Source organism: Kosakonia sp. AG348 (assembly GCF_003337365.1).
Taxonomy (GTDB): Bacteria; Pseudomonadota; Gammaproteobacteria; order Enterobacterales; family Enterobacteriaceae; genus Kosakonia.
The window spans coordinates 229004-240433 of sequence record NZ_QPJR01000004.1 but is presented as its reverse complement, the minus strand read 5'-3'; the positions used below and the strand labels follow the sequence as shown (position 1 = coordinate 240433).

Below are 11430 nucleotides of genomic sequence, written 5' to 3'. Positions count from 1 at the left end.
GCTTCTATCTTAACTCATGAATGGAACATCTTGAGCATCAACGCATTTAATGCTTATTTTAATAGGCTAAGCAGTTTTTCGAAGTAAGACACCAAAGTGGTTGGATAATGAACAAAACAGAATTTTACGCGGATTTAAACCGCGATTTTCAGGCGTTAATGGCAGGTGAAACCAGTTTTTTAGCGACGCTCGCGAATACCAGTGCGCTGTTATTTGAACGCCTTAATGGGGTGAACTGGGCCGGTTTTTATCTTCTGGAAGCGGATACGCTGGTGTTAGGGCCGTTCCAGGGCAAAATTGCCTGTGTGCGCATTCCGGTTGGGCGAGGAGTTTGCGGCACTGCGGTTGCGCAAAATCGCGTACAGCGTGTGGAAGATGTGCATCAGTTCGATGGTCATATTGCCTGTGATGCGGCAAGTAATTCTGAAATCGTACTGCCGGTAACGGTAAATAATCAGATTATTGGCGTGCTGGATATCGACAGCGTCGTCTTTTCTCGCTTCACCGCCGAGGATGAACAGGGGCTGCGCGAACTGGTTTCGCATCTTGAAAACGTTCTTGCGGCGACCGATTATCAAAAAATCTTTGCACCCGTCGCAGGATAATCAACGGATAACGTAGCATTTACCGATAGCGTCATTATAATGACGCCTGTTCATGCCTGCGCTTGTTGGCAACGTCCGTTGTAATCAGGAAATTTCATGGAAAATCAACCTAAGTTGAATAGCAGTAAAGAAGTTATCGCTTTTTTGGCCGAACGTTTCCCACACTGTTTCAGTGCTGAAGGCGAAGCACGCCCCCTGAAAATCGGTATTTTTCAGGATCTCGTCGAGCGTGTTGAGGGTGAGATGAATCTCAGCAAAACCCAACTTCGTTCCGCTTTACGTCTTTATACTTCAAGCTGGCGTTACCTCTACGGTATCAAAGCGGGTGCGGCGCGTGTGGATCTCGATGGCAACGCGTGTGGCGTGCTGGATGAGCAACACGTAGAACATGCCCGCAAACAGCTTGAAGAAGCCAAAGCGCGCGTTCAGGCACAACGTGCTGAACAGCAAGCTAAAAAACGAGAAGCCGCTGCTGCCGCAGGTCAAGAAGAGACGCCGCGCCGTGAGCGCAAAGCTCGCCCGGCTCCGCGTCGTAAAGAGGGCGCTGAACGCAAACCTCGTACTGACAAACCTGTCGCGAAAACCCAGCGTGCACCTCAGCAGGAAGAGCGCCATACACCAGTTTCAGATTTATCTGTGCTGAGCGTTGGGCAAAACCTGAAGGTGAAAGCAGGGAATAATGCGATGGACGCCACGGTGCTGGAAATCACTAAAGATGGCGTTCGCGTACAGCTTAGCTCGGGTATGTCGATGATTGTACGCGCAGAACATTTAATGTTCTGAAACGGAGGCCTGGCCTGGCATGAACACTTTGTTTAAGCGCACAGCATTGGCTGGTCTGTTATTCGTAACAGGCCACGCTCTGGCTGTGGAAGATATTACCCGTGCCGATCAAATTCCGGTATTAAAGGAAGAGACCCAGCACGCGACGGTGAGCGAACGCGTTACCTCGCGTTTCACCCGCTCTCACTACCGTCAGTTTGATTTAGACGCCGCTTTTTCGGCGAAGATTTTCAATCGTTATCTCAATCTGCTCGACTACAGCCACAATGTGCTGTTGGCGAGCGATGTTGAACAGTTCTCCCAGAAAAAAAGCCTGATTGGCGACGAACTGCGCAGCGGTAAACTGGACGTATTTTACGACCTGTACAACCTGGCGCAGAAACGTCGTTTTGAGCGCTACCAGTACGCGCTGAAGGTGCTTGAGCGCCCAATGGATTTTTCCGGCAATGACACCTTTAACCTTGACCGTAGCAAAGCGCCATGGCCAAAAGATGAAGCGGAACTGAATGCGCTGTGGGACGGCAAAGTTAAGTACGATGAGCTTAGCCTGAAGCTGACCGGGAAAGACGAGAAAGAGATCCGCGACACGCTGACGCGTCGTTATAAGTTTGCGATTCGCCGTTTGGCGCAAACCAATAGCGAAGACGTGTTCTCGTTAGCCATGACCTCTTTTGCGCGTGAAATTGACCCGCATACCAACTACCTTTCTCCACGTAATACCGAGCAATTTAACACCGAGATGAGCCTGTCTCTTGAGGGGATTGGCGCGGTGTTGCAGGGAGATGACGACTATACCGTGATCAACTCTATGGTCGCGGGCGGCCCGGCGGCGAAAAGCAAAGCTATCAGCGTTGGCGATCGCATCGTAGGCGTAGGTCAAACTGGCCAGAACATGGTTGATGTTATCGGCTGGCGTCTTGACGATGTAGTTGCGCTGATTAAAGGACCAAAAGGCAGTAAAGTGCGCCTCGAAATCCTGCCGGCGGGTAAGGGCACCAAAACGCGTATTGTTACCCTGACGCGTGAACGGATTCGTCTCGAAGATCGCGCCGTGAAAATGTCAGTGAAGAGCGTCGGCAAAGAAAAAGTTGGCGTTCTCGACATCCCGGGCTTCTACGTTGGTCTGACTGACGATGTCAAAGTCCAGTTGCAAAAACTTGAAAAACAAAACGTTAGCAGCGTGGTTATCGACCTGCGTACGAACGGCGGCGGCGCGCTGACGGAAGCGGTATCGCTCTCCGGTCTGTTTATTCCGTCCGGCCCGGTAGTACAGGTTCGTGATAATAACGGTAAAGTGCGTGAAGACAGCGATACCGACGGCGTGGTCTATTATAAAGGCCCGCTGGTGGTGCTGGTTGACCGCTTTAGCGCCTCTGCATCAGAAATCTTTGCAGCTGCAATGCAGGACTATGGTCGCGCGCTGATCGTCGGCGAACCGACGTTTGGTAAAGGTACTGTTCAGCAATATCGCTCGCTCAACCGTATTTACGATCAGATGCTTCGTCCTGAGTGGCCAGCGCTGGGATCGGTGCAATACACCATCCAGAAATTCTATCGTGTTAACGGTGGGAGCACGCAGCGTAAAGGTGTAACGCCGGACATTATTATGCCAACGGGCACGCAGGTTACTGAAACCGGTGAAAAATTTGAAGACAACGCACTGCCGTGGGACAGCATTAACGCGGCTACGTTCGTCAAGTCTGGCGATTTAAAACCGTTTGGCGCGGAGCTGCTCAAAGATCATGAGGAACGGATCGCCAAAGATCCTGAGTTCCAGTACATCATGAAAGACATTGCGCGTTTCGATGCGTTGAAAGATAAACGTAATATCGTTTCTCTTAACCTGGCGCAGCGTGAGAAAGAGAATGCGGAAGATGATGCCATTCGTCTCTCTCGTCTCAACGATCGCTTCAAACGCGAAGGCAAACCGTTACTGAAAAAACTGGATGATTTGCCAAAGGACTATCAGGAGCCCGATCCGTATCTCGATGAAACGGTTCATATTGCCCTGGATCTGGCGCATCTGGAAAAAGATCAACCAGCGGAACAGCCCGCTCCCGCCAAGTAAAATAAAACAGGCACAAGAAATTGTGCCTGTTTTTTTTAACAACTCCTCTCTGGCGTAAGCAATGTACTACAAAATGTAAAGTTGTGTTTTTCTCGTGACTTACGCCGCTCGGATGCTTGAAAATAACCGCTATGCCCATACGATGTGGGTAATCGCATAGTGCGTTTTGTTAAGTCGAGGTTAAAAGAAAATTATGATGCGAATCGCGCTCTTCCTGTTGACTAACCTGGCCGTCATGTTGGTGTTCGGTCTGGTACTTAGCCTGACGGGCATTCAGTCGAGCAGCGTTCAGGGCTTGTTAATTATGGCGCTGCTGTTTGGTTTTGGCGGCTCGTTCATTTCGCTGTTGATGTCGAAATGGATGGCGCTGAAATCTGTCGGTGGTGAAGTGATTGAACAGCCACGTAACGATATGGAGCGCTGGCTGATTGACACCGTTGCCCGGCAGTCTCGCCAGGCGGGTATCGCGATGCCGCAGGTGGCTATTTACCATGCGCCGGATATCAATGCCTTCGCAACCGGTGCGCGCCGTGATGCTTCGCTGGTAGCTGTCAGCACCGGGCTGCTGCAAAACATGAGCCGCGATGAGGCCGAAGCCGTTATCGCCCATGAAATCAGCCACATCGCAAATGGCGACATGGTTACCATGACGCTGATTCAGGGTATCGTGAACACCTTTGTTATCTTCATTTCACGTATCATTGCGCAAATTGCGTCAGGTTTCCTCAGTGGCAACCGTGATGATGGCGAAGAAACTAACGGCAACCCGCTGATCTACTTCGCTGTTGCAACCGTGCTGGAGCTGGTGTTTGGTATTCTGGCGAGCATTATCACCATGTGGTTCTCGCGTTACCGCGAATTCCATGCCGATGCCGGATCTGCAAAATTGGTTGGTCGTGAGAAGATGATTGCTGCCCTCCAGCGTTTGAAAACCAGTTATGAACCGCAGGAAGCAAGCAGCATGATGGCTTTCTGTATCAACGGTAAGTCAAAATCGCTGAGTGAACTGTTCATGACTCACCCGCCGCTGGATAAACGTATTGAAGCATTGCGTTCTGGCGAATATCTGAAATAACAGGTTAGCTGGGCAATAAAAAAACGCGTCGAATGACGCGTTTTTTTATTGCCCAGCTAAAACCACGTTCTGTGGATGCGGTAAGCAACAGATTTGTTTTGCCCTACAGCATCTGGATTTAAAGCTTACCGAACGGACAGGGCGTTAATTCCTTCGACGATGTACTATACAAGCGATTTTCTACTCACTGGCGCGCGGCTGTGTAATACGTAGACTGCTGATTACGGCAGCGATCGTGGCGAGTGTTCCTGCCAGTAGCAACGAGATATGCGTCCCATGTGTTTCAAAAAGATTAAACATCAACGCTACCAGCGCGGCTCCGGCGCTTTGTCCCAGTAACCTCGCCGTACCCAGCATGCCGCTGGCACCTCCGCTGCGCTGGCGTGGCGCTGCAGTGATGATAGTGTGGTTGTTGGGCGACTGAAACAGGCCGAAACCTGCACCGCATAATGCCATTCGCCAGATGATATCAGTATCAGCCGGTGCCGATGGTAGCAACGCCAGTGCAAATAACCCGCCCGCCATCATGATCATTCCTAACCCACCCAGAAGCCCGGCATGAACGCGCTCAATCAGATATCCTGCCAGCGGAGCCATTACCATTGTCGCCAGCGGCCAGGGCGTTAACAGCAAACCTGTTTCCACCTCACTGCGCCCAAGCACCGTCTGCAAAAAGAAGGGCAGGGAAACCAGTGCCAGCATCTGTGCGCAAAATGAACAGACCGAAGTGCCAATCGACAAAGAAAAAAGCGGGATCCGCAGCAAATCTACTGGTAATAAGGGCACCGGTAATTTCAACTGCCGGCGAATAAAAAGTGAGCCAATCAGCAACAATGCGGCCAACTCCACCAACACTAACACCGTGGATTGCCCCTGTGCGAAGCTGCTAAGAGCAGTGATTAACAGGCCGAATGTCAGCGCGTTCATCACTGCGCTGGGCAGGTCGAATCGAGGTTTTGCACTGCGTGTCGCATTGGGAGGTAAATATTTTATTGCCAGCAGCAAGGCGAGAATACCCAGCGGTACATTGATCAGGAATAACCATTGCCAGGAAGCAACAGAAAGAATGGCTGCTGCAATGGTCGGCCCTGCTGCGGATGATACGGCGACAACGAACGAGTTAATGCCCATGCCGCGTCCCAGGCTTCGATAGGGGTAAATCAGCCGAATGAGCGCAGTATTAACGCTCATCAGTGCGGCACCGCCCAAGCCCTGCGCAACACGCGCCAGCGTTAAGGTCAATAACGAGTCGGAAAGCGCGCAAAATAGTGAGGTAAGCGTAAAGAGCACCAGGCCGCATTGATAAACCCGGCGATAACCAAACATATCGCCAAGGAATGAAAGGGTCAGTAGTGAAACGACGATCGCAATTTGATAGGCATTCACAATCCAGATTGAACTGGCAGCGGAAGCATTGAGATCCCGGGCAATGGTTGGCAGAGCAACATTTGCAATTGCACCGTCCAGCACGGCCATGGCGATGCCAATAATAATTGTCAGAATTGCGCCGTAACGCTGTGGAATGGGCAAGCCATCAAGGGAAGTTTTATCCATGGAAATTTCAGGGCTAATGTCACAAAGTTATTTGTATAATAATTCTATCATTGGCATTCCGGTTTTATGTCGCAGATTTGTAACGAAGTTGACAAACGCGCATTGCGGTGACCGGATGACGAATTTATAATAAAAACCGATTCTGAATTTTATAAAACACAGGCGATGAGGTGATTAATGGCAATCGCAGATTTGGACAAGCAGCCAGATTCTGTCTCTTCTGTATTGAAGGTATTTGGCATTCTGCAGGCGCTCGGAGAAGAGCGTGAAATCGGCATCACCGAGCTTTCGCAACGTGTCATGATGTCGAAAAGCACCGTTTATCGCTTTTTGCAAACCATGAAATCGTTAGGTTATGTCGCGCAGGAAGGGGAGTCTGAAAAATATTCCCTGACGCTGAAGCTTTTTGAGCTTGGCGCGCGCGCATTGCAAAACGTTGATTTGATCCGCAGCGCGGATATCCAAATGCGTGAGCTTTCTCGTCTGACGAAAGAGACCATCCACCTGGGTGCGCTGGATGAAGATAGCATCGTCTACATTCATAAAATTGATTCAATGTACAATCTGCGCATGTATTCGCGCATTGGTCGCCGTAATCCGCTGTACAGTACCGCGATTGGTAAAGTCCTGCTGGCATGGCGCGATCGTGAAGAAGTGCAGCAGATTCTTGAAGGTGTTGAATATAAGCGCAGCACTGAGCGCACTATCACCAGCACCGAAGATCTGTTGCCGATGCTGGATATTGTGCGTCAGCAGGGGTATGGCGAAGACAACGAAGAACAGGAAGAAGGCTTACGGTGTATTGGCGTACCGGTTTTTGACCGTTTCGGCGTTGTGATTGCTGGTTTAAGTATTTCTTTCCCGACATTGCGCTTTTCGGAAGAACGCCTGCATGAGTACGTAGAAATGCTGCACAATGCCGCGCGTAAAATTTCCGAACAGATGGGTTATAACGACTATCCGTTCTGAATGAAGATAAAAAAAGCCGCCTGAAGAGGCGGCTTTTTTTTGTGTAAAGGATTAGCCGTTATCGACTACGGTATCGCTTTTACGCAACAGCGGGCAGTTTGCCAGACCCAAAAAACCATTACTGGAATGCACATATTGTGCGGTACTGGTGCCTCGTGCAGTAGCATATTTACATTGCAAGCCCAGTCCAGCAGCGTTTTCCGTACTGTTAATCAACACCCCGTAACCGCTCAGCAAGAGCCCAATCCACAGCAGCGCCAGAATAATAACGCTTCGTATGAGTGTACGCATATTTGCTCCTTGCACATCGGTAGACTGTATCACAAGGCTACGGTATTTACCTGGTGAAACAAGTCCAGCATTCCTAAAAATACCGAAAGGAGATACAGTTAGTCGCGGTTTAAGGAAGCCATGATAACCTGGTTACACCTTGCAACGTATCGGAGAGTGGAGTGAGAAAATATAGATGGCTGATTCTGGCTGCCGTATTGGTAGTCTGCCTGCTGCTCTGGACTCAAATGCTTAACGTAATGTGTGATCAAGATGTACAATTCTTCAGCGGCATCTGCGTCATCAATAAATTCATCCCCTGGTAATGGCATTTTTTCAGTGAGAGATTTCCTTCCTTGACGTCAGTGGTAGAATGCCGCGTCTATATAGAGGTGGTGAAATGAACGAAGTATTAAATTCAGGCGCGATCAACCTTGCGTCCATAGTCCTTTCTTTGGTGGTTCTGGTTGTCGGTCTGGTTTTGTGGTTCTTTATCAATCGTGCCAGTTCACGTACGAATGAACAAATCGAGTTACTCGAAGCTCTGCTGGATCAGCAAAAACGACAAAATGCTTTGCTGCGCCGGCTGTGCGAGTCAAATGAACCTGAAAAAGAAGAAACGGTTGAGCCAGTAAAAGCGCAACAAAAAGGCGATGATGATTTCATTCGCCTGGTCGCAGAGCGCTAGCCAGACCGGGAGTGCGAGATGGCGTGGAGAAACCCCTGGTATAACCCTGCAATCTCGCACCACACGCCGGAAGGTTTTAACAATTCGGCCTCTGTCGCCCATCAAGCCGGAGATGTTAAGCGCTGGCGGAAAGAGCGCAAAGCCGCCGGGCTTCCCAGACCACCCTCCAGTGGTTACCCGGGGTTTATCGAACAGTGGTGGCAAAAAGCCAATATTACTGGTGATGCTGATGGCCTCTGGTGGTTAGGCCATGCCAGTATGCTCTTGCGCCTGCAGGGCCAATATCTCCTCACCGATCCCGTCTTTTCCCACCGTGCTTCACCTGTTAGTTTTGCGGGTCCTCAGCGGCGTACACCGCCAGCACTCGCGATTGCCGACATTCCGCAACTGGACGCGATCCTTATTTCCCACAACCACTACGATCACCTGGACGCGTGGACGGTGTGTGCGCTGCTGCGTCGCTTTCCGGATGTGCATTTCTTTGTGCCTCTGGGGGTGGGCGATTGGCTTCGTCGTCGCGGTGCGCAGCATGTTACTGAGTTAGACTGGTGGCAAAGTTTTACATTTCAGGGAATGACCTACACCGCGGTGCCTGCACAACATTGGAGCATGCGCACTTTGTGGGATCGCAATCGCTCGCTGTGGTGCGGCTGGGTCATTGAATCATTAACGCAGCGTTTTTGGTTTGCTGGTGATACAGGTTACACGCCAGAATTGCTCACCATTCCTCAACGATTAGGTCAACTGGATACTATCGCGCTGCCGATTGGGGCTTATGCGCCACGCTGGTTTATGGCAATGAATCATATGGATCCACAAAGCGCTGTCGCGCTTTGGCAACAACTGGGGGCACCACTTGCGATTCCCATTCATTGGGGTGTATTTGAGCTGGCGGACGAATCGCTTGATGAGCCTGTAACAGAGTTACAGCGAGCATTAACCGAAACGGCAGCAGAGAATGATAACTTTCGGATCTTAAAAATTGGGCAGTATTTGCCCTTTTGTTAATTCAGCCTCTCCTCCAAAAAGATGAGTTCTTTTATAATCATGTTGTTTTATTTATATCGAAACGTTTTCTTTGCCTTTTTATGAGGCAGTGTCATCATAATTTCATTATTTTGGTGCACAACTTTGCTTATTTGCACAAGAAATATCCATACCGGTTTAAGGTAATAGTTTCTCCGATGCGTATATTTGTTTAAGAATCTTCCTAGTCTTAGAAAAAAGCATAAGTATGCGCAAAAAGTTCTTACGATATACGCTATATGCATAGCGGGGAGGGAGCTGACATGGAGCAACGGAACTTATTGAGCTATAGTAATAAATTGGCTGCTTTGAGTATTGGTATTGGTGTTCAGAGCGTCTGTTATAGCGTTCAATGTTATGCATAAACGTGCACAACAAGTCTCGGTTCCTGTTGAATTTGTGCGACGGATCCAGACATGTTTAAAAATGGCTTGCCATAATTTACGTATTATGTGATAACACGTTTTGGGTCAATCGAGGTACAGTTCTGTTTATGTGTGGCATTTTCAGTAAAGAAGTCCTGAGTAAACACGTTTCGTTGAATACAGCTTCTCTGCCGAACCTTATATTAGTGCCTCAAGCAGTAATGTCTCAGTTTTCTCAGTCAATGCCTGCGGGCGAAGTATATACATTAAGGAATTTTGCAAATGGCAAAGATTAAAGGTCAAGTTAAGTGGTTCAACGAGTCTAAAGGTTTTGGTTTCATTACTCCGGCTGACGGCAGCAAAGATGTATTCGTACACTTCTCTGCAATCCAGGGTAACGGCTTCAAAACTCTGGCCGAAGGCCAGAACGTTGAGTTTGAAATTCAGGACGGCCAGAAAGGCCCGGCTGCAGTTAACGTAACTGCTATCTGATTTCGACACCCCTGAGCTTGAAGCGCATGTAGCGCATCAATGTCAGACATAAAGCCTCGCCTTCGTGCGGGGCTTTTTAATTTCCACGGCATAACAAATGGCGGTACACTTTCGCCCTTTAAGAACGCCCCGGAGTTTTTATGGCTTTCAGTTGTCCGTTCTGCCACGAACCTTTGCACCGTCGAGATAAATCCTTCTTTTGCGCACAGCGACATCAGTTTGATATTGCGAAAGAGGGGTATGTCAATCTTTTGCCCGTTCAGCATAAACGCTCGAAAGATCCTGGTGACAGTGCGGAGATGATGCAGGCACGCCGTGCTTTTCTGGATGCGGGGCATTACCAGCCACTGCGTGATGCGATTGGCGACATTTTGCATGCGCGGCTACCGTCGTTAGCCGATGCGGTGCTGGATATTGGCTGTGGAGAAGGGTATTACACCCAGGCTTTTGCCGCGATTGCTCAGCGACATGGTGCACAAATGTTAGGTCTGGATGTTTCAAAAGCGGCGATCCGTGCGGCGGCAAAACGCTATTCGGCGATCATGTTTTGTGTTGCATCCAGCCACCGCTTGCCTTTTGAGGATGGTTGCATTGACGGGCTGGTGCGTATTTATGCGCCCTGTAAGGCGCAAGAACTGGCACGCGTAATGAAACCAGACGGTATTGTTATCACTGCATCACCTGGGCCACGCCATCTGATGGAACTTAAGGGGCTTATCTATGATGAGGTGCATTTACATGCGGAAAAAAGCGGCGATATTGCGGGATTCAAACTGCTGGAACAGCAATCGCTCTCTTATGAGATGACATTGACGGGCCAGCAAGCCGTGGCGTTATTGCAGATGACGCCTTTTGCCTGGCGGGCAAAACCGGAGGTGTGGGAAAAGTTAGCGGCAATGGAGCAGTTCCACTGCCAGACCGATTTTACAATCCACTGTTTACAGCGGGAAAGTTAGGCTGCGAAGTGGCTCCACAAGATCTGCGCGCCTATGCCAATGAGTACGATCCCACCGAGGATCTCGGCGCGCTTTCCAAGCAAGGGGCCAATAAAGCGACCAATCATTATTCCTAGCGTGGACATAATAAAAGTGGCGCAGCCAATCGCCAGCGCAGTTGCGAGAATATTGACTTGCAGGAACGCGAGGCCAACGCCAACAGCCATCGCGTCGAGACTGGTAGCAATTGCGGTGGTGACCAGCAACCAGAAACCATGACGATGCGGCGTTTCCGCTTCACAGTCGTCATCGCCACGTATTCCCTCAAGCACCATTCGACCACCGAGAAACACCAGCAGCACAAACGCTATCCAGTGATTCCATTCCAGGACGAATTTTGTGGCCAGCAGGCCCAGCCCCCAGCCAATCAGCGGCGTCAGGGTTTCAATCACGCCAAAGATAAGGCCAGTGCGCAATGCTTCGGAAAACTTCGGTTTATGTAAGGTGGCGCCCTTACCGATAGAAGCCGCGAAAGCATCCATCGACATGCCAAAAGCGAGGAGAAGAGTGGCAGATAAATTCATGTGAGCGTCCTGACCG

13 protein-coding genes and 1 pseudogene are annotated in these 11430 nt (G+C 49.8%); 11 read left to right on the top strand and 3 right to left on the bottom strand.

Translation table 11 applies throughout. The annotated features are described in order from the left end of the window. Positions 1-107: 107 nt before the first annotated feature. The 4 genes from DFO56_RS11370 to htpX all read left to right on the top strand — a co-directional run bounded on the left by DFO56_RS11370 (position 108) and on the right by htpX (position 4531). Positions 108-605 carry a GAF domain-containing protein gene (locus tag DFO56_RS11370; protein ID WP_045511368.1) on the top strand — a complete coding sequence of 166 codons (498 nt, stop codon included), beginning with the start codon at positions 108-110 and terminating at the stop codon, positions 603-605. A gap of 96 nt (positions 606-701) precedes the next feature. Beyond that, on the top strand, positions 702-1388 hold the full coding sequence (proQ, locus tag DFO56_RS11365) for an RNA chaperone ProQ (RefSeq protein WP_020454095.1): 687 nt from the start codon (positions 702-704) through the stop codon (positions 1386-1388). 19 nt (positions 1389-1407) lie between these two features. Then, the gene (gene prc / locus DFO56_RS11360; RefSeq protein ID WP_045511371.1) at positions 1408-3456 is read left to right on the top strand and encodes a carboxy terminal-processing peptidase; all 2049 of its coding nucleotides are present in this window, start codon (positions 1408-1410) and stop codon (positions 3454-3456) included. Between the two features lie 193 nt (positions 3457-3649). Beyond that, positions 3650-4531, top strand: a complete 882-nt coding sequence (gene htpX, locus DFO56_RS11355) for a protease HtpX (RefSeq protein ID WP_044489388.1) — start codon at positions 3650-3652, stop codon at positions 4529-4531. A gap of 180 nt (positions 4532-4711) precedes the next feature. Here the strand turns inward: htpX and DFO56_RS11350 are convergent, their stop codons facing one another. Continuing rightward, positions 4712-6085 (bottom strand): MFS transporter, encoded by a 1374-nt coding sequence (locus tag DFO56_RS11350; protein ID WP_045511374.1) that lies wholly within the window; start codon positions 6083-6085, stop codon positions 4712-4714. 177 nt (positions 6086-6262) lie between these two features. On the opposite strand from DFO56_RS11350, the gene kdgR reads away from it, so the two are divergent. Then, positions 6263-7054 carry a DNA-binding transcriptional regulator KdgR gene (kdgR, locus tag DFO56_RS11345; protein ID WP_045511376.1) on the top strand — a complete coding sequence of 264 codons (792 nt, stop codon included), beginning with the start codon at positions 6263-6265 and terminating at the stop codon, positions 7052-7054. Between the two features lie 51 nt (positions 7055-7105). Here kdgR and DFO56_RS11340 read toward each other — a convergent pair whose 3' ends face one another. After that, positions 7106-7345 carry a YobH family protein gene (locus DFO56_RS11340; RefSeq protein WP_020454091.1) on the bottom strand — a complete coding sequence of 80 codons (240 nt, stop codon included), beginning with the start codon at positions 7343-7345 and terminating at the stop codon, positions 7106-7108. Between the two features lie 161 nt (positions 7346-7506). Between DFO56_RS11340 and mgrB the strand changes: the two genes are divergently transcribed. The 6 genes and pseudogenes from mgrB to rlmA all read left to right on the top strand — a co-directional run bounded on the left by mgrB (position 7507) and on the right by rlmA (position 10851). Beyond that, the gene (gene mgrB / locus DFO56_RS11335; protein WP_017456969.1) at positions 7507-7650 is read left to right on the top strand and encodes a PhoP/PhoQ regulator MgrB; all 144 of its coding nucleotides are present in this window, start codon (positions 7507-7509) and stop codon (positions 7648-7650) included. Positions 7651-7724: 74 nt separating this feature from the next. Beyond that, entirely contained in the window at positions 7725-8012 is a 288-nt protein-coding gene (locus DFO56_RS11330) for a YebO family protein (protein WP_045511378.1), read from the top strand. 18 nt (positions 8013-8030) lie between these two features. After that, on the top strand, positions 8031-9020 hold the full coding sequence (locus DFO56_RS11325) for an MBL fold metallo-hydrolase (RefSeq protein ID WP_045511380.1): 990 nt from the start codon (positions 8031-8033) through the stop codon (positions 9018-9020). A gap of 511 nt (positions 9021-9531) precedes the next feature. Beyond that, a pseudogene (locus tag DFO56_RS11320) lies at positions 9532-9673 on the top strand (DUF2627 domain-containing protein). A gap of 12 nt (positions 9674-9685) precedes the next feature. Further along, positions 9686-9895 carry a transcription antiterminator/RNA stability regulator CspE gene (cspE, locus tag DFO56_RS11315; protein ID WP_001062678.1) on the top strand — a complete coding sequence of 70 codons (210 nt, stop codon included), beginning with the start codon at positions 9686-9688 and terminating at the stop codon, positions 9893-9895. A gap of 140 nt (positions 9896-10035) precedes the next feature. After that, positions 10036-10851 carry a 23S rRNA (guanine(745)-N(1))-methyltransferase gene (rlmA, locus tag DFO56_RS11310; protein WP_045511386.1) on the top strand — a complete coding sequence of 272 codons (816 nt, stop codon included), beginning with the start codon at positions 10036-10038 and terminating at the stop codon, positions 10849-10851. Here rlmA and mntP read toward each other — a convergent pair. Next, a complete protein-coding gene (mntP, locus tag DFO56_RS11305) occupies positions 10848-11414 on the bottom strand; it encodes a manganese efflux pump MntP (protein ID WP_045511389.1) in 567 nt (188 codons plus the stop codon). The two genes, rlmA and mntP, sit on opposite strands and share 4 nt — an antisense overlap. Positions 11415-11430: the final 16 nt, after the last annotated feature.